This is a genomic window from Micromonospora sp. NPDC003197, assembly GCF_053590565.1.
Map to the genome: position 1 here is coordinate 56616 of NZ_JBSFTE010000031.1, position 21007 is coordinate 77622.

General features: G+C 69.1%; 24 protein-coding genes. 10 read left to right on the forward strand and 14 right to left on the reverse strand.

Annotated features, from left to right (window positions below; genetic code table 11):
- Positions 1 to 30: 30 nt before the first annotated feature.
- Positions 31 to 693: an acVLRF1 family peptidyl-tRNA hydrolase gene (locus ACWDV4_RS26285; protein ID WP_449983856.1), complete on the forward strand. Its 663-nt coding sequence runs from the start codon at positions 31 to 33 to the stop codon at positions 691 to 693.
- A gap of 33 nt (positions 694 to 726) precedes the next feature.
- Here ACWDV4_RS26285 and ACWDV4_RS26290 read toward each other — a convergent pair whose 3' ends face one another.
- The 5 genes from ACWDV4_RS26290 to ypfJ form a co-directional block, all read right to left on the reverse strand.
- Positions 727 to 1284, reverse strand: a complete 558-nt coding sequence (locus tag ACWDV4_RS26290; RefSeq protein ID WP_449983859.1) for a hypothetical protein — start codon at positions 1282 to 1284, stop codon at positions 727 to 729.
- Between the two features lie 231 nt (positions 1285 to 1515).
- The gene (locus ACWDV4_RS26295; RefSeq protein ID WP_449983861.1) at positions 1516 to 2091 is read right to left on the reverse strand and encodes a PadR family transcriptional regulator; all 576 of its coding nucleotides are present in this window, start codon (positions 2089 to 2091) and stop codon (positions 1516 to 1518) included.
- Positions 2092 to 2199: 108 nt separating this feature from the next.
- Positions 2200 to 2616 (reverse strand): PPOX class F420-dependent oxidoreductase, encoded by a 417-nt coding sequence (locus ACWDV4_RS26300; protein WP_449983863.1) that lies wholly within the window; start codon positions 2614 to 2616, stop codon positions 2200 to 2202.
- 125 nt (positions 2617 to 2741) lie between these two features.
- Entirely contained in the window at positions 2742 to 3662 is a 921-nt protein-coding gene (locus ACWDV4_RS26305; protein ID WP_449983923.1) for a phosphotransferase, read from the reverse strand.
- 123 nt (positions 3663 to 3785) lie between these two features.
- Entirely contained in the window at positions 3786 to 4709 is a 924-nt protein-coding gene (gene ypfJ, locus ACWDV4_RS26310; RefSeq protein ID WP_449983865.1) for a KPN_02809 family neutral zinc metallopeptidase, read from the reverse strand.
- 240 nt (positions 4710 to 4949) lie between these two features.
- On the opposite strand from ypfJ, the gene ACWDV4_RS26315 reads away from it, so the two are divergent.
- The 4 genes from ACWDV4_RS26315 (at position 4950) to ACWDV4_RS26330 (ending at position 9962) form a co-directional block, all read left to right on the forward strand.
- Positions 4950 to 6554, forward strand: a complete 1605-nt coding sequence (locus tag ACWDV4_RS26315; RefSeq protein WP_449983867.1) for an ABC-F family ATP-binding cassette domain-containing protein — start codon at positions 4950 to 4952, stop codon at positions 6552 to 6554.
- Between the two features lie 233 nt (positions 6555 to 6787).
- Entirely contained in the window at positions 6788 to 7015 is a 228-nt protein-coding gene (locus ACWDV4_RS26320) for a helix-turn-helix domain-containing protein (RefSeq protein ID WP_007462679.1), read from the forward strand.
- Between the two features lie 47 nt (positions 7016 to 7062).
- Positions 7063 to 7827, forward strand: a complete 765-nt coding sequence (locus ACWDV4_RS26325) for an enoyl-CoA hydratase/isomerase family protein (RefSeq protein ID WP_449983869.1) — start codon at positions 7063 to 7065, stop codon at positions 7825 to 7827.
- Between the two features lie 176 nt (positions 7828 to 8003).
- Positions 8004 to 9962 carry an ABC transporter ATP-binding protein gene (locus tag ACWDV4_RS26330; RefSeq protein ID WP_449983926.1) on the forward strand — a complete coding sequence of 653 codons (1959 nt, stop codon included), beginning with the start codon at positions 8004 to 8006 and terminating at the stop codon, positions 9960 to 9962.
- Positions 9963 to 9970: 8 nt separating this feature from the next.
- On the opposite strand, the gene ACWDV4_RS26335 is transcribed toward ACWDV4_RS26330, so the two are convergent.
- From ACWDV4_RS26335 to ACWDV4_RS26355, 5 genes are read right to left on the reverse strand one after another with little or no spacing between them, the layout of a single operon-like run.
- Positions 9971 to 10732, reverse strand: a complete 762-nt coding sequence (locus ACWDV4_RS26335; protein ID WP_449983870.1) for an SDR family oxidoreductase — start codon at positions 10730 to 10732, stop codon at positions 9971 to 9973.
- A gap of 33 nt (positions 10733 to 10765) precedes the next feature.
- A complete protein-coding gene (locus tag ACWDV4_RS26340) occupies positions 10766 to 11236 on the reverse strand; it encodes a hypothetical protein (protein ID WP_449983872.1) in 471 nt (156 codons plus the stop codon).
- Positions 11233 to 12054, reverse strand: coding sequence for a DUF692 domain-containing protein (locus tag ACWDV4_RS26345; RefSeq protein WP_449983874.1), 822 nt, complete (start codon positions 12052 to 12054; stop codon positions 11233 to 11235). The genes ACWDV4_RS26340 and ACWDV4_RS26345 overlap by 4 nt, the downstream gene beginning before the upstream one ends.
- Entirely contained in the window at positions 12051 to 12968 is a 918-nt protein-coding gene (locus ACWDV4_RS26350) for a TIGR04222 domain-containing membrane protein (protein ID WP_449983877.1), read from the reverse strand. Before ACWDV4_RS26350 ends, ACWDV4_RS26345 begins: the two co-directional genes overlap by 4 nt.
- A 45-nt stretch (positions 12969 to 13013) precedes the next feature.
- Positions 13014 to 13607 (reverse strand): TetR/AcrR family transcriptional regulator, encoded by a 594-nt coding sequence (locus ACWDV4_RS26355; RefSeq protein ID WP_449983880.1) that lies wholly within the window; start codon positions 13605 to 13607, stop codon positions 13014 to 13016.
- Positions 13608 to 13686: 79 nt separating this feature from the next.
- Between ACWDV4_RS26355 and ACWDV4_RS26360 the strand changes: the two genes are divergently transcribed.
- From ACWDV4_RS26360 to ACWDV4_RS26370, 3 genes are all read left to right on the forward strand, one after another.
- The gene (locus tag ACWDV4_RS26360) at positions 13687 to 14553 is read left to right on the forward strand and encodes a carbon-nitrogen hydrolase family protein (protein ID WP_449983884.1); all 867 of its coding nucleotides are present in this window, start codon (positions 13687 to 13689) and stop codon (positions 14551 to 14553) included.
- A 78-nt stretch (positions 14554 to 14631) separates the two neighbouring features.
- Positions 14632 to 15276, forward strand: coding sequence for an HAD family hydrolase (locus ACWDV4_RS26365; RefSeq protein ID WP_449983887.1), 645 nt, complete (start codon positions 14632 to 14634; stop codon positions 15274 to 15276).
- A gap of 148 nt (positions 15277 to 15424) precedes the next feature.
- Entirely contained in the window at positions 15425 to 16369 is a 945-nt protein-coding gene (locus ACWDV4_RS26370) for a serine protein kinase RIO (RefSeq protein ID WP_449983889.1), read from the forward strand.
- A 52-nt stretch (positions 16370 to 16421) separates the two neighbouring features.
- On the opposite strand, the gene ACWDV4_RS26375 is transcribed toward ACWDV4_RS26370, so the two are convergent.
- The 4 genes from ACWDV4_RS26375 to ACWDV4_RS26390 all read right to left on the reverse strand — a co-directional run bounded on the left by ACWDV4_RS26375 (position 16422) and on the right by ACWDV4_RS26390 (position 19605).
- Entirely contained in the window at positions 16422 to 16667 is a 246-nt protein-coding gene (locus ACWDV4_RS26375) for a DUF2630 family protein (RefSeq protein ID WP_449983891.1), read from the reverse strand.
- Between the two features lie 106 nt (positions 16668 to 16773).
- On the reverse strand, positions 16774 to 18060 hold the full coding sequence (locus ACWDV4_RS26380) for a cytochrome P450 (RefSeq protein WP_449983894.1): 1287 nt from the start codon (positions 18058 to 18060) through the stop codon (positions 16774 to 16776).
- A 16-nt stretch (positions 18061 to 18076) separates the two neighbouring features.
- Entirely contained in the window at positions 18077 to 18985 is a 909-nt protein-coding gene (locus ACWDV4_RS26385) for an SDR family oxidoreductase (protein ID WP_449983896.1), read from the reverse strand.
- Positions 18986 to 19005: 20 nt separating this feature from the next.
- Positions 19006 to 19605: a DUF4232 domain-containing protein gene (locus tag ACWDV4_RS26390; RefSeq protein WP_449983928.1), complete on the reverse strand. Its 600-nt coding sequence runs from the start codon at positions 19603 to 19605 to the stop codon at positions 19006 to 19008.
- A gap of 105 nt (positions 19606 to 19710) precedes the next feature.
- On the opposite strand from ACWDV4_RS26390, the gene ACWDV4_RS26395 reads away from it, so the two are divergent.
- Both ACWDV4_RS26395 and ACWDV4_RS26400 read left to right on the forward strand, forming a co-directional pair.
- Complete coding sequence (locus ACWDV4_RS26395) at positions 19711 to 20301, forward strand: DUF4291 domain-containing protein (RefSeq protein ID WP_449983899.1); 591 nt, start codon at positions 19711 to 19713, stop codon at positions 20299 to 20301.
- Positions 20302 to 20380: 79 nt separating this feature from the next.
- Entirely contained in the window at positions 20381 to 20866 is a 486-nt protein-coding gene (locus tag ACWDV4_RS26400) for an N-acetyltransferase family protein (RefSeq protein ID WP_449983902.1), read from the forward strand.
- Positions 20867 to 21007: the final 141 nt, after the last annotated feature.

Genomic DNA, 21007 nt, shown 5'->3' on the forward strand with positions numbered 1-21007 from the left:
GTGTCCCGACCGGTGCCGTACCGTCGGGGCATGCGTAGCCGACCCGCCGCCGGGGGCGGCCGGTGGGTCGAGGTGGCCCCGGCCCGCCTCGCCCGCTGGATCGACGGGTTCACCGCCCGGCACGGCACCCCGGAGACCACCATCGAGGCGTACGGCGTCCAGCTGGCCGCGCCGGACGGCGCGCTCGCCGAACTGCACCCTCCGCCGGGGGCGGCTGCTACGGCGAATCTCGCCGACTTCGTCGTGGAGGCGGGGCGGTCGCGACGGATCGGGCTGCTGCTGGCTCGCAAGGGTGCCGTGGCGGTCGGCGTCGCCGACGGCACCGAGCTGGTGAGTTCCAAGGTGGACCGCGCCTACGTGCAGGGGCGTACCGCCGCGGGTGGCTGGTCCCAGCAGCGGTTCGCCCGCCGCCGGGACAACCAGGCCAAGGCGGCGATGGCCGACGCGGGGGAGTTGGCCCTCCGGCTGCTGCTACCCGAGGTGGGCAGCCTCACCGCCCTGGTGGCCGGCGGGGATCGGCGGGCCATCGACACGATCTTGGCCGACCGACGTCTCGCCCCGCTCGCCGCGCTGCGTGCCGAACGCCTACTCGATGTCCCCGAGCCCCGGCATGCTGTCCTGGTCGAGGCGATCGCCGCTGCCCGGGCGGTGCACATCCTGGTACGGGAACCCGGCCACGAGTTGCCGAACTGATCCCCCGGCGTCACCGGCCATATCCAGAGCCCCTCAGGGGTTCGCGGTGGGGGACAGTCGAGCCGTCTTGCGGACGACGTCTCGGTAGACGGCGAAGGCGGGCTTGGGTTGGTAGGTGTCCGTGACGATTCCCAGGCTTCCGGTGGGCTCGGTGGAGTTGCTGTCCGCGTCCCGCAGGCTGAACAGTTCGTACTGGGTGATGTTCAGGGACCTTTGGCAGGCCAGGATGGCGTCGAGCATGTCGGACAGGGAATCGCACTGAGTCTGCTCGGTGCGGGGAGTACCGCTTGGGGTGCCGTTCTCCACGATGTGGATTGGGACGGTGGCCGGAATTCCAGCGCGGGCCAGCGAGCTCGTCCGCAGGTGCTGTAGGGCGTGCGCGGTCAGGGACGCGACATCTCCTGGCGTACCGCGCGGGGCGACCGGCGAGAAGGCGTCAGGGTACAGGCCCAGGCCGACGTAGTCGACGTGGTCGGCGAAGTCCTGTCGCGGCACGGCGGAGAGGCGGTGCCAGAACTCGTCGTCGCCGCCCAGCCATCCGGGTACGTCGGAGACCTTGTGGGAGGTAGCTGACCACCAGGTCCAGTTCACGACCACCCGAGACGTACCACTGGTCGGGCATGGTGAGGTGAGCGAGGTCGTGGTGAGCTCCGAGCGAGGTGACGACGTCCGGCGGTGGCGCCTTGCCGAAGAAGTGCACGTATTCGCGCACGACGAAGGGAAGGCCGCTGGCGAGGTCGTCGACGAGGTTGCCGATCGCTACGGGATCGGGCGGATACGAGCAGACCGTGCCAGCTCGTCCGCCGGGATAGATACCGAACTTCATGCGTCCGCCCTTTCGGATTCGTCGGCCTGCCGGCCGGACCAGTCGATGTCATGCGACCGGATTCGGCGGGTCAGGGTCCTGATCCATGTCGCTTCGGCCGCGACGACGGCGTGCCAGTAGGACACTTCGAGCATGTGTACCTCGGGTACGCCCTCGGCTTCTGAATGGGGAGCGGCCAGTTCTCGGTCGAGTCGGTCCGCGCGGGCGTCCAGCAGGGACGCGGCGTGGTCGGCGGGGAGGATTGCGGCGTACGCGACGGCCATGATGAAGTCCGCTGAGGCGACCTGGCCCTCGCACAGCCCCGCCGCGACCTTCCGCCGAAAGTCCGCTATGCCCGCCTCGGTCAGTTCGTAGACCGTGCGCGGGGGCCGGTTGCCGACCCTCGCGGGCAGGTGAGCGGCGACCAGGCCGGATCTCTCCAGCGCCTGTAGTAGGGACGTCACCGTGCTGCGGGTAGCCGGCAGTTGCTCGTACCGCCGGCGCAGGCGTGCGGCGAGTTCGTAGGCATGCGTCGGTTGCTCGACCAGCAGTCCGAGTAGTGGCAGTACGAGACTGTTCCGTAATGCGGCCATGGGCACCGCGGCAGCCTATAGACGTATTCGTCTAATGGCAAAGGTGTCGCCAGCTGCTGGTCAGCCATCTTCGGCAGGTAGCCGGGGCGGACGGGGGACTGACGCCGATCAGGCCTGGTCGTTGTCCTTGTGTGCGCCCCAGCCGTGCCAGCGGTCGATCTCGATCAGCGCACTGAACCGGTCCCGGTCGCGGCGTGGGTACGGGTTGCCGGTGTAGTGGCGGGCGAGGCGGTCGATGTCGGTCAGCTCGGTGTCGGCACGGAACTCGACGACCCGGCCGATGAGGCTTACGTGGGTGTACCAGCTGTCCTCGTCCAGCACCGTGAGCGTGGTTCGCGGATCGGCGCGTAGGTGACCGAGCCGCCGCCGGCCCGCGTCCATGTTGACCAGGATCCGGCCGTCGTCCCAGAGGTACCAGGTCGCCGTGGAGACCGGTTGGCCGTCTGGGCGCAGCGTGGTGATGACGGCGGGGTTCGCCTTGCGTAGCAGGGTGACGACCTCGTCGGGCAGCGGCGGCTTCGACATCTCGACTCCTTCTCGGCGGGTTACGGATCTTCTCACCGTAGTGCCGTCATGGTGCAGCGGCAGGGAGCCGGCCGAGCCGTCAGATGACCGGGACGAGCCTCAGGTGACCTGTGGGCAGAACGGCTTCAGTCGGGCGCGGACTCGAGGTTGAGGGTGAGGTAGGTGAGCGCGGCGGACGCGTCCTCACCGTCGTCGTGTGGCCGGCGCAGGTAGTCGAGGAAATCGGTGATATCGGCGAGCGGCCACCAGCGTCGATAGAGGGCGATGCCGGTCGGTGTGGCGGTGCGGCCGCCGATACGGGTATAGCGGGCGAGCACCTCATCGTCGGTGCCGGATGCTTCCCCGCCAAGCATGCTGCTGAAGGCCGTGGTGAGCATCCACAGATCCCGCTCCGGCGGGGCGATCTGCGCGGTTGTCCAGTCGATCATCCGCATTCCCGCCGCAGTACGGATGACGTTGCCCGGATGCGGCTCACCATGGGTGAGTACCCAGTCGGAGGTGTTCGCGCGCACCTCGCCGACGAGCCGGTCGAAATCGGTGAGCCAGGATCGGACCCGCCCCGCGTGCCGGGCCAGTACCGCGCGGGCCGCCTCGGCGTACGGGCCACCGCTCCATGGCTGGTCGAGTTCGGCAAACGCCACGTTCAGCCGGTCCCGGCCGGGCAGCAGCAGGTCGGCGCGCGGAGCAAGGTGTGCGACTGCCGGTGTGGCCCGATGTAACCGGGCCAGAAGTTCGGCCATCTCGCCCAGGTCTTCGCTCCGGTGCGGGCCGAACTCGCCGACCGTTCCGTAGATCATCGGAAAGACCGACAGGGCGTACTGCGACGAGAGCCGCCACAACGTCGCGCCGGTTCCGGCTGCGACCGGAGCGAGAACAAAGTCGAGCCCGGCATCGCGGTGTAGGGCCAATGCGGTATCGAACGAACGTCGGAGTCGGTTGAACTCGTCCTCGCGATCCGCGGCATTGAACCCAAGGTCGTCGACTTTGACGAACCACATCGCTCCGCCCCGGTCACTCGCCGACCAGTGGTAACTGCCGAAGCCCACCGGCAGGTACTCCAGTGAACTCAGATCGAGGTGCCAGCCCTCGCTCAGTGCCGCGATCAGTTCACTCTCGTACATACCGATGGGCTTGTTTCGCATGGGCGGGCATTTTGCCACCCCGCCGAGTCAGCTGGTGCCGCCAAAGGTGTCACAGGACTTCGGGTCGCCGGTGCTGTGGCCTCGGCCGAACCATTCCTGGCGCTGTGCGGACGTCCCGTGGGTGAACTGTGACTCGTCGATTCGGCCGCCGGAGCGCTGCTGGATGGCGTCGTCACCGATCGCCGCCGCCGTATCCAGCCCCTGCTGGATGTCCTGTTGGCTGATGCTCTTGAAGATCTTCTGGCCGGTCTCGTCCGCCGTACCGGTGGCGTTGCGGGCCCACGCGCCGGCATAGCAGTCGGCCTGTAGCTCGAGTAGCACCGACAGTTGGTTGGCGCTGGCCGGGTTGCGCTGCTGCTGGCGGCGGACCTGCTCATTGGTGCCGAGCAGGTTCTGCACGTGGTGGCCGTACTCGTGGGCGAGCACGTACGGCTGGGCGAACTCGCCGCCGGCACCGAGCTGCTGGGCGAGGGTCTGATAGAAGTTCAGGTCGATGTAGACCCTGCTGTCGGTGGGGCAGTAGAAGGGGCCGACGCCGTAGTCGGCCACCCCGCAGCCGCTGCGTACGGTCTGGTTGAACAGCACTGTGGTGGTTGGCTGGTACGGGCGGCCAAAGTGCTGCGGCAGGGCGGTCTGCCACCAGGCCTGGATCGAGTTGACGTAGAGGGTGTTGCGGCAGTCGAGTTGCTGCAACGCGTCGCTGGCGTCGCACTTCTGCTCCAGCGCGGTGTTGTCGCCCGACTCGGAGCCGCCGGTCACTGCGTTGAGCCCGAAGCCACCGCCGACCAGGGCGAACAGGACCGCGACGACGACGCCGATCAGTCCGCCCTTGCCCCCGCCGCCACCCGGGATCGGGATCGGGATGCCCGACCCACCCAGGCCACCACCACCGGAGCCGCGCTGGTCGTCGATCTGGTCGGTATCGATCCGCGCGTTCTCGTTGAGTTCCATCGCCACCCCGATCGTTGGTCGATCCGTCGTTGACCGTCTGGCCGGACCGGGTCCGGACGTCCTGTTCCGTACCCGATGATCTTGGTTGGGAATCCCGTGAGGCGATCCGAGGCCGGCGGGTACACTTGCCGCGTGCTGCTTTGCGAAGGCTGAACCGCCCCGTGCCGACGGCAGAGATTTCCCGTCGGCACTTCCGTGTGCCCTGAGCCAGCCTTCGAACCCGGAAGCGAGTCCCCTGAGATGATCACTGCCACCGGCCTGGAACTGCGCGCCGGAGCCCGGATCCTGCTGTCCGACACCACCCTGCGAGTCCAGCCGGGCGACCGGATCGGACTGGTCGGGCGCAACGGTGCGGGCAAGACCACCACCCTGAAGGTGCTGGCCGGTGAAGGGCAGCCCTACGCCGGTCAGATCGACCGCCGAGGTGCGGTGGGCTATCTGCCGCAGGATCCACGCACCGGCGACCTCGACGTCACCGGCCGCGATCGGGTGCTCTCCGCACGCGGCCTCGACGTGCTGATGGCCGAGATGAAGAAGATCGAGGAACAGCTCGCGGAGAGCTCCGACGACAAGCTGGTCCGCCGCTACGGGGCGCTCGAAGATCAGTTCGCCGCCCTCGGTGGGTACGCCGCCGAGGCCGAGGCCGCCCGGATCTGCGCCAACCTCGGGTTGCCGGACCGGGCGCTCGCCCAGACCATCGGCACCCTCTCCGGCGGTCAGCGCCGCCGTATCGAGCTGGCCCGCATCCTGTTCCGCGACGCTGGCGAGAACGGCGGCGGCATCCTGTTGCTCGACGAGCCGACCAACCACCTCGACGCCGACTCGATCGCCTGGCTGCGCAGCTTCCTCGCCAACCACAAGGGCGGCCTGATCGTGATCAGCCACGACGGCGCGCTGTTGGAGTCGGTAGTCAACAAGGTCTGGTTCCTTGACGCCACCCGCTCTGAGGTGGACCTCTACAACCTCGGCTGGAAGGCGTACCTGGAGCAGCGGGAGACCGACGAGCGGCGGCGCCGGCGGGAACGGGCCAACGCCGAGAAGAAGGCCGGCGCGCTGATGGCCCAGGCGGACAAGATGCGGGCCAAGGCGACCAAGACCGTCGCCGCACAGAACATGGCCCGCCGGGCCGAGAAGCTGATCAGCGGGCTGGAAGAGGTGCGGGTTTCCGACCGGGTGGCGAAGGTGCGTTTCCCCAACCCCGCGCCCTGCGGTAAGACGCCGCTGACCGCCACCGGCCTCTCCAAGTCGTACGGCTCGCTGGAGATTTTCACCGACGTCAACGTGGCGGTCGACCGTGGCTCCCGCGTCGCGATCCTCGGCCTCAACGGTGCCGGTAAGACCACCCTGCTGCGCATGCTCGGCGGCCTGCTGGAGTCGGACACCGGTGAGGTACGCCCCGGCCACGGGCTGCGGCTGGGCTACTACGCCCAGGAGCACGAGACGCTCGACGTCGACCGCAGCGTGCTCGATCACATGCGAAGCGCGGCGTTCGAGCAGTCCGACACCGATCTACGCAAGATCCTCGGCGCGTTCCTCTTTTCCGGTGACGACGTGGACAAGCCAGCCGGGGTGCTCTCCGGTGGGGAGAAGACCCGGCTGGCGCTGGCCACCCTGGTCTGCTCGGGGGCCAATGTGCTGCTGCTCGACGAGCCCACCAACAACCTCGACCCGGTCAGCCGGGAGCAGGTGCTCGACGCGATCGCCCGCTATCCCGGGGCCATCGTCCTGGTTACCCACGACCCGGGCGCGGTGTTGGCACTCAAGCCGGACCGGGCAATCCTGTTGCCCGATGGTGATGAGGACGCGTGGAGCGACGATTTGCTGGAGCTCGTCGAGTTGGCCTGACCGGGCCGTTCGTTCCCGGCGTCGGATGTCGGCCGGCGGCTCACCGAAAATCTTTCGGTACGGATTCCCGGTGGGCCGCATTTCTTCACCATTGGCGTAATCACACTATCGGGAAACTGACACAGCTGTGCGTGTCGGTTGGCGAAGAGTTGATATCTAGCGCATGATCGTTCGAGGCGGTCTAATAGGTGGGACCGTATCGAACCGCACAGTCTGGGACGTGAGGAATCAACATGGCAGCCACTGGCACAGCCACCAGCACTGAGAAGGGTCGCCGGATCGTCGGAGCCGAGCGTCAGACGCTCGCGAAGGACCTGGTCAAGCGGTACACCTCTGGCGAGAGCATCCGCGCCCTGGCGGCCTCGACGGGCCGTTCCTACGGGTTCATCCACCGGGTGCTCACCGAATCCGGCGTACAGCTGCGCCAGCGCGGCGGCGCTCGCCGTCGCAAGAAGGCGTGACCCCGCTCAACTAACTGGTCCGCTTCCGCTCGTCGTAGGATCGCTCAGTGACCGAAGACGTCGGAGTGCGGCTGGAATGCGAAGGGCCGGTAGCGACCGTTACGTTGTGCCGGCCCGACGTGCTCAATGCGCAGACGCCCGCAATGTGGCGGGCACTGCGGCAGTTTTCCCGCGACCTTCCCGGTGCCGTGCGGGTCGTCGTGGTGCGGGGCGAAGGTCGGGCCTTTTCCGCGGGCCTAGACCTGTCGGTCGCCCAGGGCGCGGGGGGCGACTCGTTCGCCGAGTTGGTCACCCTGCCGCCCGAACAGTGCGCGGACCGTATCGCCGAGTTCCAGACCGCGTTCACCTGGCTGCACCGACCGGACATCATCTCGGTCGCGGCGGTGCAGGGGCATGCGATTGGCGCGGGTTTCCAATTGGCGCTCGCCTGTGACCTGCGGGTGCTGGCCGACGACGCGAAGTTCTCGATGGCCGAGGTGACCCTGGGCCTGGTGCCTGACCTGGCCGGGACGGGGCGACTGGTCGACCTGGTCGGCTATGCCCGGGCGCTGGAGATCTGCGTGACCGGCCGACGCCTGGACGCCAGCGAGGCGGACCGGCTGGGGCTGGCGACGGTGGTCGTACCCGGTGCCGAGCTGTCCGGGGCGGTCAGCGACCTGACCTCGGCGATCCTGGCCAGCAACCGGGACGCGGTCGTCGAGATCAAGGCGCTGCTGGCCGGGGCTACTGGCCGATCGCCGGCCGAGCAGCAGCGGGCGGAGCGGGAGGCGCAGACCCGACGGCTGCGTGATCTGGCCGGTGTCGGGGAATGACCGCCCTGTCCGGCGATGCTCGGATGATCGGATTAGTAAGGACCGACTGGGAAGAAACCGGTTACCACCGGGGTTGTCGTAGTCGTCGGGGAGACTGACCCGACGAGGTGCGGGGGCTGGAACCAGAGCCCGCACTGGCGACAGCGACAACACGGAGGTGACGGGTGTCCCACCCGATGGGCGGCGGCGGTGGCGGCATGGGCGGCTGGCACATGCTGCGTTCGATGCGTAGTCACGACGAGGTCACGGCGCACCGGTTGACCCGGGGCACGAGTCGGCGCATCGTCGCGTTTGCCCAGCCCTATCGGCGAGACATCGCCGTCTTCCTGATCACGGTGATCCTCGCGGCCGGTATCGGGGTCGCCACCCCGGTCCTCGCCGGTGACGTCATCAACACCATCAGCCGGGGCGGCTCACAAGCCGGCACCATCGTCGTACGGCTGGCGCTGTTCATCGCCGGGCTGGCCATCGTCGACGCCCTGCTCTCCCTGGCCCAGCGGTGGTACTCGGCCCGGATCGGGGAGGGGATCATCCTCGACCTGCGCACCCGGGTCTACGACCACGTACAGCGCATGCCGTTGCAGTTCTTCTCCCGTACCCAGACCGGGGCACTGGTCAGCCGCCTCAACAACGACGTGATGGGGGCGCAGCGCGCCTTCACCTCCACGCTCTCCGGCGTGGTCAGCAACATCATCCAGCTGGTGCTCACCGCCGCCGTGATGTTCACCCTGTCGTGGCAGATCACCGCGCTGTCGCTGGTACTGCTGCCGATCTTCATCATTCCGGCCCGCCGGGTCGGCCGCCGGCTTGCGGAGATCACCAAGGAGTCGTACGACCTCGACGCCAAGATGAACGCCACCATGACCGAACGGTTCGGGGTGGCCGGCGCACTACTGGTCAAGCTCTTCGGTCGCCCCGACGTCGAGGCCCGGCGCTTTGCCCAGCGGGCCGAACGGGTCCGGGACATCGGCATCCAGTCGGCGATGTACTCGCGCACCTTCTTTGTGGCGATGCTGCTGGTGGCGTCATTGGCCCAGGCGCTCACCTATGGCCTCGGCGGCTGGCTCGCGGTCAACGACAAGGTCAGCGCCGGCACCGTGGTCACGCTCGCCCTTCTGCTCACCCGGCTCTACGGCCCGCTGACCGCGCTCTCCAACGTCCGGGTGGACGTGATGAGCGCGCTGGTCAGCTTCGACCGGGTCTTCGAGGTGCTCGACCTGAAACCGACCATCGCCGAGAAGCCCGACGCGGTGGCCATCCCACGCGGGGCTGGCCGGCTGGAGTTCCGCGACGTCCAGTTCCGCTATCCCACCGCCGACGAGGTGTCGCTCGCCTCACTGGAAGATGTGGCGACCCTCGACCGTACGATCACCGACCCGGTGTTGCGGGGCGTCTCGTTCACCATCGAGCCGGGGCAGATGGTCGCCCTGGTCGGGCCCTCCGGTGCCGGCAAGTCGACCACCTCGATGCTGGTCTCCCGGGTCTACGACGTGACCGAGGGTGAGGTACGCGTCGGCGGCGTCGACGTCCGCGACGCGACCCTGGAGTCGCTCCGCGACGAGATCGGTGTGGTGACCCAGGACTCGCACCTGTTCCACGAGACCATCGCCGAGAACCTTCGGTACGCCAAGCCCGACGCCACCGACGAGGAATTGTGGACCGCGCTGCGCGGCGCGCAGGTCGAGGAGTTGGTCCGGGAATTGCCCGACGGGCTCGACACCATGGTCGGCGAGCGCGGCTACCGGTTCTCCGGCGGGGAGAAGCAGCGCATCGCGATCGCCCGACTGCTGCTCAAGGCCCCGTCGATCGTCATCCTCGACGAGGCGACCGCGCACCTCGACTCCGAGTCGGAGGCGGCCGTGCAGCGGGCGCTGGCGGTGGCCCTGAACGGTCGTACCGCCCTGGTCATCGCGCACCGGCTGTCCACCGTCCGGGAGGCGGACCAGATCCTGGTACTCGACCGAGGCCGGATCGTGGAGCGCGGTCGGCACGAGGAACTGGTCGCCCGTAACGGCCTCTACGCCGAGCTCTACCGGACGCAGTTCGCGGTGGCCGACTCGCCCGCACCGCACGTCGACGCCGTCGGGCCGGACCCGATGATTACCGTGCCGCTACGCGACTACGACCGACCCTGAGCCTGCTCTCACAGGCCGCGCAGCGCGCCGCCGTCGACCGGAATGGTCACTCCGGTCAGGTAACCAGCGGCGGGGGAGAGGGCGAAGGTGGCGACCCGGCCGAACTCGGCGGGCTGCCCCATCCGGCCCAACGGGATGGCCGCCGCCACCTCGGCCTCTGCCCGGGCCGGATCGCCAGTAGCGGCGAAGAGTTCCCGGTTGCGGTCGGTCATGATCCGCCCCGGCAGCAGCCCGAAGATTCGTACGCCCCGAGGGCCGTACTCGTCGGCCATGTCCTTGGCCGCCCCGGCCAGGCCGGGGCGTAGACCGTTGGAGATGCCGAGACCGGCGATCGGGCTACGCACCGATGTGGACAGCACCAGACCGATAGCGCCCCCGTCGGAGAGTTCTGCGGCGATCGTACGGGCGGTGCGGATCGTGCCGAGGAAGACCGTCTCGAACGAGTCGCGCCACTGCGCGTCGGTGGCCGTGGCGGCGCTGCCCGGCGGCGGACCGCCCACCGAGACGAGTGCCCCGTCCAGCCGGCCGAAGTGTTCGTGTGCCGCCGCGATCAGTCGTCCCGGAGTCTCCGGGTCGGCCAGGTCGGCGGTCACCCCGACCGCCTGCTGTGGGCCACCGAGTCGCTCGACCGCCGCTGCCACCCGATCGCCGTCGCGGGCGGAGAGCACCACCCGGGCACCGTCGGCCACCAGGCACTCGGCGGTGGCGTAACCGAGGCCCCGGGAGGCTCCGGTCAACACGTACACCCGATCGGTCAATCCGAGATCCATGCCGTCGATCCTGCCGTATCGGCCGGGCGGTCGCTAACCGCCTTGCCACCCGCGCACGATTCGGATCCGGCCGGCGAACTGCACCACCACGGCGTCGGCGACACGGCGTACGGCCGGCAGTCGGCGCGGGCGTGGTGCGGTGTGGCCGTCGTAGCGCCAACCCGCCTCGCGGATGGCCAACTCCTCGGCGGCCGGTACGGGTAGCGGCCCCTCGGCTGCCAGGGTGCGGGCCAGGTCCCAGCCATCCCGCAGCGACCCCTGCGTCGGGCGGGTGGCGGCCCACCGGTCGAAGGTGGGCCGCCATTGGTCGGCGAGCCCGGCCGCCAGCAGTGGCCAGTATCGGGCGACGTCACCGGCGCGCTTGCGTAGCAACGCATCCCGGGCCACGCCGATGAGCCGAGGGTCGAAGCCGGGCGGCACCGCCGCGCCGGAGACCAGCGTCGCGACCAGTTCCGCCTGTCGGGCGGCGAGGCCGGGGCGAGAAGCGTCGGCCGGTCCGGTCACGTGATCACCGGGTAACCGGAGGCGGCACTGATCGCGTCGAGCTCGCGGCGCAGCAGCTCCGCTGGTGGGTAGCGGCCGTCGCGTTCCAGCAGCAGCGCCGGGGGGCGGTGCCGGGCGCACAGTTCGCCGATGAGGCCGAGCACCGGCGCCGGAACCGGGTCGGTGTGCGTGTCGTGGTAGATACCGTCGTGTTCGGACCCACCGGCTACGTGCGTGTAGGCGATCCGTTCCAACGGCAGCCGGTCGAGCAGCGTGATCGGATCGGTGCCCCGATTGTGGGCGTTCGCGTAGACGTTGGCGATGTCCAGCAGCAGCCAGGCGTCGGTCCGGTCGAGGATTTCGGTGATGAAGGTTGCCTCGTCCAGTTCGTCGTCGGGCCAGTCGAAGATGGCCGCGATTGGTTCGAGCGCGATCGGCACCGGCAGCTCGGCCTGGGCCCGGCGTACGTTGGCCACCATCGCGTCCACCGCCTCCCGGGTCCGGGGCAGCGGCAGCAGGTGACCGGCCTCGACCCCGCCGGCTCGGACGAACGCGATGTGCTCGCTGACCAGCGGCGCGGCTAGTGATTCGGCGACCCGGGCGAGGTGGGCGACCCGGGCTGGTTCGACCGGTTCCGCGCCACCGAGGGAGAGCCGCACCCCGTGCGGTATGACAGTGACACCGCGTTCACGTAGCGCGGTCAACATAGCCGGTGGCGACGTGGCGTCGGTGATCGACTCGGCGACCACCTCGACAAACCGTAGCCCGGGTAGGTCGGCGACGATTCCGGCGATGTCAGGCCGCCAGCCGATGCCCACCCCGAGGTCGGGCAGGCTCATCCGCCGCACCCACCGCCACCGCCGCAGCCGCCACCTCCACCGCCGCCACCGCCGCAGCCGCCACCCCCGTCGCTACCGCCACCACCACTGCCTCCGCTGCTGCCACCGTTGACGATGGCATTGCGCTGGACGTCCGCTTCGGCGGCGAACTTGGGGTCGATGTTCCACAGCACGGCTCCGCCGAAGAGCCCGACCGCCAGCGTCGCGTTGATCGGGCCGTAGGACGAGTAGGCGGGAGAGCTGCCGGGGGAGAGGTGGACATTGCGAATCCGCAGGTCACGCAGCATGAACTTGGCCGCCCGGGTCTGCCGGGGCACCTTGACCAGCAGTACGACGGTGACCACTGTGACGATGACGAGTAGGGCGATGAGGAAGCCCACCGGCTTGTCGCCGCTGAGCCCGGCGATGAGCCGGACCACGCCCAGCCCGACGAGGCCGACCAGAATTAGCGGGATCAGCCTTGCCGTACGCCGTTGTGCGGTGGTCGGTACGAGGCCGGCGACCTCAAGTTGCCGCCGTAGTTGGTCGATCGCCGTGACCACCCACCGGTGGGTTCGTAGGCGAGCGCGAGGGATCCCCTGGCCGGTGGCGTTGTAGATGGCCTGGTCCAGCTGGGTGGCACCGGCGGGCAGCGATCCGCGGGCGACGAGCTGACGGCTGCGCGCTTGGAGTGCTCCGGCGGTGCGTAGCCCGCCCAACGCGGCGTCGACGGCGAGCCGGGCGCCGCCGTTGAGGTAGGCGACCTGCTGTGGATGCAGGTCCATGTCCCGGAAACCACGGGGGCCGGCGAAGAGGAAGAACCGGTGTGCCAGGGTGGCGAAGACCAACAGGTCGGCGGCGATGAAGTAGACCAGCAGGAAGACCGGCCCGGAGATGCCCCAGGTGTCACCTGCCGCGGCGAGGCTGATCGTCATGGCGCCCATTGTGGGACACCGTCGCCAACCTGACCATCCCGTAGATCAGCGGTCGCTCGGCCCACCGTCGGGGCGGCGTACCGCCTCCTCCACCAGGTCGAGCACCTGGTTCAGGTCACCGGCCGGGCGGCCCATGGCCAGGTGCAGCACCAGGCCGTCGTAGGCCAACTCCAGGAACTGGGCGAGCACCTCGATGGGTACGTCCTCGCGGAGCACCCCGGCGTCCCGCTGTCGGGTGAGCCGGTCCCGGGTGGCTTCCGCGATGGCGGCGGAGCGTTGGGCCCAGCGGTCGGCGAACGTCGGGTCGGTGCGTAGTCGCCGGGACACCTCAAGTTGGCTGCCGAGCCAGCCGGCGGTGTCCGGGGCGGCCGCCCGGACCAGCAGGTCCCGCATTACCTGGACCAGACCGTTGCGGGCCACCGTCTCGACCATCGTCACCGCGTCGTCCTCGGCCACCGCCAGGAAGAGCGAGTCCTTGTCCCGGAAGTGGTGGAAGATGGCACCCCGGGAGAGCCCGGTGGCTTCCTCCAGCCGGCGTACGGTGGCACCCTCGTAGCCGTGCCGGGCGAAACAGGCCCGGGCCGCAGCGAGGATCTCCTGGCGGCGCGCGTCGAGCTGGTCCTGACTTACCCTGGGCATGATCTGATCGTTCCAGGTGACCAGCGGTGATGCAAACCGTACGTACGGCTTGGCCTGGCCACTCCGCTAGGATCCGGCAATGCCTCCCCTCGATATCCCGGCTCCGGCGGGCCCGCTGACCGTTGCCGCTGGACAGGCCGAACCGGTCCCCGGTGACCTGACCACCAACATCGCCACGGCCGCCCGGCTCGTCCGACGGGCCACCGACGCTGGTGCGACCGTGGTCGTACTCCCGGAGTTGTTCCTTCCCGCCTACCACCCGCCGGCGCTGCGCGCCGACCCCGCCGGCACCGACCTGGCCGCGTCCGACGATCGACGGGTCGACGACGCTCGGCTGGACCCGCTGCGCGAGGCCACCCGGGCCGGTTCGGCGGTGCTGGTCGTCGGGGCGGCGGTACGTCACCCGGACGGGCGCCGTACCTGTTCGTCCCTTGTGGTCGACCGGGCCGGCGACGCGACCGTGGGGTACGACAAGCAGCACCTCTGCGGGCCGGACGAGATCGAGCTGTTCACCCCGGGCAGTCGTGGGGCGACCCTGGTGGTCGACGACTGGCGGCTGGGGCTGGGCATCTGTTACGACGCCTGCTTCCCGGAACACGGGCGGGCCGCGGCCGATGACGGCGCACACGGCTATCTGTGCCCGAGCGGATATCTGACCGGCTCGGCCCACCGCCGAGACGTCTACTATCCGGCCCGAGCCCTCGACAACGGTATGTACGTCGTCTTCGCCAACATTGTCGGTGGGCTCCCACCATGGCGATTCAACGGCGGCGCGGCGATCTACGACCCGGAGGGCCGGCCGCTGGACCGGGCCGCGGACGAGGGCGAGGCGGTGGCCGTGGCCACTCTCGACCCGGCCGAGTTGATCCGGGTGCGGACCACCCACACCATGCTCGCCGATCGACTGGCTGACCAGGGGACCGACCGTGGCCTGCTGGTCGGCTAAGTAAAAATCTGATTGACGGCGCAGTTTGTTTAGCTGGCGGACTGTTGCCGAGTCCCCCGGGTCACGTAGGGTCGCGGCGTGCCACTGCTGCTCCTCGACCTGGACAACACCCTGCTCGACCGGGCCGGGGCCTTCCGGTCCTGGGCGCAGAGCTTCCTGGCGGAGATCGGGGCACCGGACAGCGACATCGACTGGCTTCTGTCGGTGGACGCGGACGGGCTGACCGACCGGTGGGATGTCGCTGACGCGATCCGGGACCGTTACGGCCTGCATACCCCCGCCATCGACCTGGTCGATGCGCAGGATGAAGGGATGGGTGCCTATCTCCGGCTCGATCCGCTGAATGCCTGTGCGCTGCGCATCGCCAGCGATGCGGGCTGGGTACCGGTGGTGGTCTGCAACGGCACGGTCCGCCAGGAGGATACGAAGATTCGCCGGACCGGCCTGGACCGCTACGTCGCGGACTGGGTCATCTCCGAGGAGGCCGGGGTGAGTAAACCCAATCCCCGGATCTTCGCGCTCGCCGCCCAACGGGCCCGCATGCACCTGCGCGGTGCCTGGATCGTCGGCGACGGCCCGGAGGCCGACATCGGTGGTGCGGCGGCGATGGGCCTACCCAGCGTGTGGCTGCATCGCGGCCGCCGGTGGATGGAACCCCGGTTCGCCCCCACCCGGGTCGTGGACGGGCTGATCCCGGCGCTGGCCACCGTACTCGCCGGCTAATTCGATTGCCCCGCCGATCCGGTGGGCGCAAAATGGCGCCGGCTGCCGAATCCGGCGTGCCCCTGAACGAACGAGAGGAGAGGGCAATGGTTGCTTCCACGTCCCACTTCGTCATGTCTTCTCTCACCTCGTTCAAGGGGACACCGCTGTGCGTGAGCACGACCAGACTTCATCGGCCTTCCAGCGCCGATCCCGTGGCAACCGTCGTTTCGACGATGACGAGCCGCGTTTCCTGAAACGGTCCCGGCACGAGCCGGCACCGAGCTTCGACACCAACGCCGACACCGACGAGCCGTCGAGCGGCGACCGCTGGTCCAGTTGGGACCAGGCGGTGACCGGACCAGCCCCGTACCCGGACTGGCTGGTCACCGAGTTGGCCGCCGTCGACACCGAACTGGGCGTACTCAAGACCGGCAAGGAAGCCGAGGTGCACCTGATGCGCCGGGGCGTACCCGACACAGACCGGTCCTGCCTGCTGGCGGTCAAGCGCTACCGGGCGGCCGAGCATCGGCTCTTCCACCGGGACGCCGGCTATCTGGAGGGCCGTCGGGTACGCCGGTCCCGGGAGAACCGGGCGATGGAGGGACGGACCGCCTTCGGACGCCAGATGATCGCTGGCCAGTGGGCGGCTGCCGAGTTCGCCGCCCTGTCCCAGCTCTGGGAGATCGGTGCCGAGTACGGCACCATCGCGGTGCCCTATCCGGTCCAGTTGCTCGGCACCGAGCTGATGTTGGAGTTCGTCGGCGACGCCACCACAGGTAGCGCTGCCCCTCGGCTGGCGCAACTGCGCCCAGACTCCGCTGAGCTGCATGACCTGTGGCACCAGCTGGTCGATGCGCTGGTCGTACTGGCCCGGGCCGGGCTGGCGCATGGTGACCTGTCGCCGTACAACCTGCTGGTGCGTGACGGTCGGCTGGTGCTCATCGACCTGCCGCAGGTGGTGGACGTGGTGGCCAACCCGCAGGGGGCGGAGTTCCTGGCCCGGGACGTACGGGTGGTGTCGAAGTGGTTCGCGGCCCGGGGGCTGCCGACCGAGCTGATCGACCCGGATGAGCTGACCCGGCAGCTTCTCGCGGAGGTGGGGCTGCGGTGAGCCTGGCCCAGGTGGCGCGTACCGGGTCGGGCCACCGACCCGCGCCGGCCGATCACTGGAGGTAGCGTTTGACCTCGGTTTCGCCGGGTGTGTGGGCGGTCTCCGGATCGGCACCAGCCTGTCGGGCCGCCCGCCGCCGACGCAGCAGGTCCCAGCACTGGTCGAGGGACTGCTCCAACTCCCGGAGCCGGTCCCGGTCCTCGTCGGTGCTGCCCTGCGTCGACTCGGCGTGCCCACGCAGCCGGCGTTCCTCGTCGACGAGTTCAGTGATCCGGCTCAGAATCGTGCTGTCGTCCATGACCCGAGCCTGTCACAGGCCCCCGGCCGGCGTCCGGATTCTCCGCGTGCGGCCGGGGGCGACCCGCGTACCCGTCCGGCTAGCGGTGTATGCGCGTACGGCTCGGCTACCGGCGTTTCACGTTGGCCAGCACCAGCCGGCTGTTCGGCAGGGTGGGCATCCGGCGCAAACTGACCCGGAGGTCCTGGTCCGGTACCTCGTAGCTCATTCCACTGGCCAGCATGGTGACGGCGCTCTGGATCAACTCGATGGTGATCCACTCACCGGGGCAGCGGTGGTCCACGTGATGGTCGCCCCCACCCTGCGGGATCAACGTCCAGGGGTCCTCCGGACGGTCCACGAACCGCTCCGGGCGGAACTGCTCGGGATCCGGCCAGAGCCGCGGATCGTGGTCCGTACCGTAGAGATCCAGCAACACCCGCCGGCCCTGCGGGAACCGCACCCTGTTCCAGTCGAAGTCGGTGCGGACCCGGGCCACGACGGCGGGGAAGAACGGGTAGAACCGGCGTACTTCCTGGGTGAACCGCCGGGCTGCCTCCGGATCGGGACGCTCGGACAGTTGCTGCCGGCAACGCGGGTGCAGGTGCAGGGCCAGCGCCGCGAAGGTGATGAACCGGTCGACGGCCACCACGGGCCGCAGGATGTTGAGCAACTCCGCCGCTGCGATCCGGTCGGGCAGCAGTTGCCCGTCCGGTTCACGATGCTCGGCGAAGGTGTGCAGGACGCCGCCGACCGGAGCCGCCTGCTCTCTCCGCCGGACCTGCCGTACGACCTCTGCCAGCCACCGCTCGCAGTCGCGCCGGGCCCGCCGCCCCCGCCAGTAGGCGGGTCCTATCGCCGCCGGGGCGGCGATCAGCGCCTGGAAGTCCGCCGTGCGCCGACGTACGTCGTGTACGGCGAGCGGTACCCCGGCCCAGCGGCACACCGCGCGGCACAGTACCCAGGAAACCTCCTCGTAGAGGACGATCGATCGGACCCGTTCCCATCGGTCGAGGGCAGCCTGCCACTCCTGCTCGAAGATCCCGACCAGGTCGCGGATGCTCTCCGGTGTCATGATCGACATGAACATCCGCTTGCGGGAGCGGTGGGCCGCGCCGTCCAGCGTCTGCACCGCGCCCTGTCCGAAGAGCGTCTTCGGCAACCGGGTGGGCGCGGCTCCGGCCCGCTCGAAACGGTCCGGATCGTAGAAGATCTTCGCTGCCTCGGCGCCGACCAGGCACAGGGTGCGTTCGAACAGCAGCCGGGTCTCGAAGACGTCCGAGCCGTACCGGCGGCACCGGTCGGAGATGAAGTCGTATCCGTCCCGGAGCAGGGCGAGCGTGTTGTCCAGCCCCTGGGTCCGGGGGACCGCTGTGTCCCGGAGAGTTGGCGTGTCCCGGAGGGTCGTTCGCATGATGGCTCCCGCGACCTCAGCCCGGCAGGGTGAGGCCGCCGATCGGGGCGAGCACCTCGCCGCTGTAGTACGACGACAGCTGGTTACTGGCGAAGAAGACGTACGACGGGGCGATCTCGTCCGGCTGCGCCGGGCGGCCCATCGGCACCTGCTGGCCGAACTCCTTGACCTGCTCGGCCTCGAAGGTGGCCGGGATCAGCGGCGTCCATACCGGGCCGGGGGCGACACAGTTCACCCGGATCCGCTTCTCCATCAGTGACTGGGCCAGCGAGTAGGTGAAGGCGATGATCGCGCCCTTGGTGGCCGAATAGTCGATCAGGTGGTTGTTGCCCTTGAGCCCGTTGATCGAGGCCGTGTTGATGATCGCGGACTGCTCCGGTAGGTGGGCCAGGGCGGCCCGGGTCACCCGGAAGTAGCTGTGGATGTTGACGTCGAAGGTGTGTAGCCACTGCTCGTCGCTGATCTCCGTCAGCGAGTCGGCGTTCCGCTGGTAGGCGACGTTGTTGACCAACAGATCCAGCCCGCCCAGCTCGCGTACCGTCTGGGTGACCGCATGCTGGCAATGCTCGGCCTCGGCCAGGTCACCGGGGATCAGCACACAGCGTCGGCCGGCCGCCTCCACCAGGTCGGCGGTGTGCCGGGCGTCCTTCTCCTCACTGAGGTAGGCGATCGCGACGTCGGCACCCTCCTTGGCGAAGGCCACCGCGACCGCCCGGCCGATGCCGGAGTCACCGCCGGTCACCAGCGCGCGTCGGTTTTCCAGGAGACCGCGACCGACGTAGTCGGTCATCTCGTCGCGCGGGTGCGGATCCATCCCGTCGGTCTGACCGGGGTACGGCTGTTCCTGTGCGGCGGGCAGTGGCGTTTGTTCCGGTGCGTTCATTTTGCGCAGGTACCCCGGCTGGTCTGCCGGGAAACGGCGCACGGGTCAGTTCCGCGCGCTGGTCAGCTCGGTGACGGGGTCTGCTCCGGCAACGTCCACGGGCTGACCCCGAGCCGGCCGGTCGTACCCAGGTCGAGGCCCCCGTCCACCGCCACCACCTGCGGAGACTGCCCATCGGCGGGGGCGATCTCCAGGTAGGTGGCGTTCGCCGAGGTAGCCGCCGCATCCGTCACCGTGTTCCGCCAGACCACGACCGCCGCTGCCGCCTGGCCGGGCGACAATTCGACCGGTTTCGGGGCGCCGTCGAAGCCGGTGATGGACGAGGTGATGGCCGAGAAGCCGTCCAGAACGTCGATCGCCATGGGCTTCCGCTCCCCGTCGAGGACCCGCAGCGCCGGATAGCCGTTCACCCGGTACGGGCCCGTACCGCAGTTGACCATCTCGACGCGGGTCACCCGGAGCCCCATGGCCGCCTCGACCGGCCCCGAACTGATCACGACGCCCGACTCCGGGCAGGTGGGACTGGTGCTGGTGGGGGTGGCCGAGGGGATGGGGTCAGGCAGCGGTGCGGGCGACTCGGTACACCCGGTCAGGAGGCCGGCGGCCAGGATCAGCGGGCTGAAGAACCGGATTGACGCGTGCCGTACGCCGACGGATGCCATATTCACCCGGTGATTGTCGCGGCCTGACCGGAGCGGCGTGACGATACCCCGCCAGAACGGGAAATCCGCTCGCGTATCGGACCGGCGCGTGGTGACCATAGCTCGGTGAGCAGTGACAACCGCCAGGTCCGAGCCGCGTACGACGACTCGACCATCACCGTCTACCAGGCCTATCCGCCGCACATCGCCGTACCCACAGTGGAGCGGGGAGGATTCCCCGACTGGTACAACCGGGACCGGATGACCTGGATCAAGCCATCGTTCCGCTGGATGATGTACCGCTCCGGGTGGGCCACCAAGCCGGGGCAGGAACGGGTGCTGGCGATCCGGATCCGGCGCGACGGCTTCGAATGGGCGCTGACACATGCCGCGCTCAGCCACTTCGACCCGCAGATCCACGCCAGCCGGGACGACTGGCGGCAGTCGCTGCGCGAGTCCCCGGTACGGGTCCAGTGGGATCCGGAACGGGACCTGCACCTTGCTCCGCTGTCGTACCGGGCGATCCAGGTGGGACTCTCGGGTGTGGCGGTCACCCGCTATGTCGATGACTGGGTGACCGCTGTCGAGGATGTCACCGATCTCGCCCAGGAGATCCACGCACTGGTCCGGCAGGGCGACCGGACGGAGGCCGCCCGACTCCTGCCCGTCGAGCAGATCTATCCGCTGCCGCCTACCTTGCTCGATCATCTGCGCTAGCCGGCGGGTGTTAGGAAGGGCCCCTTCCAAGGCTGAAAGCGATAGGAAGGGGCCCTTCCTAACAGCTAGGGTGCGCGACATGAGGATCCGAGCCGCCGAAGACCGGGACTGGCCGCAGATTTTTCCGTTCTTCTCGCGAATCGTGGAGGACGGCGAGACGTACGCCTATCCCGACGGGATGAGTGCCGAGACGGCCCGGTCACTGTGGATGGAGCCGCCCCCGGGGCAGACCGTGGTGGCCGTACGCGGTGACCAGGTGGTGGGTTCGGCGAAGATGGGGCCGAACCGCCCCGGACGCGGTGCGCATGTGGCGACCGCCAGCTTCATGGTCGACGCGGCCCACCAGGGCACCGGCGTCGGACGTGCCCTGGGCAGCCATGCCGTCGAGTGGGCGCGTGCCGCCGGCTATCACAGCATGCAGTTCAACGCGGTGGTCGAGACGAACAGCGTCGCGGTACGCCTGTGGCTCTCCCTCGGCTTCGAGATCCTCGCCACCGTGCCGGAGGCGTTCGACCACCCGAGGTTCGGCCTGGTCGGCCTGCATGTGATGTACCAGAAGTTCTGACCGCGCACCCAAGCCGGCCGGCGAGTTATCGCTGCTGGTCGTCGCTGCTAAGGCGTGTTTCAGAAGTGGTGGGTTTGATCAAGGTCACGGCGTGGCGGTGATCGACAACTGAAGAGGTCTCCGGTATCTGGTTCTGCGACC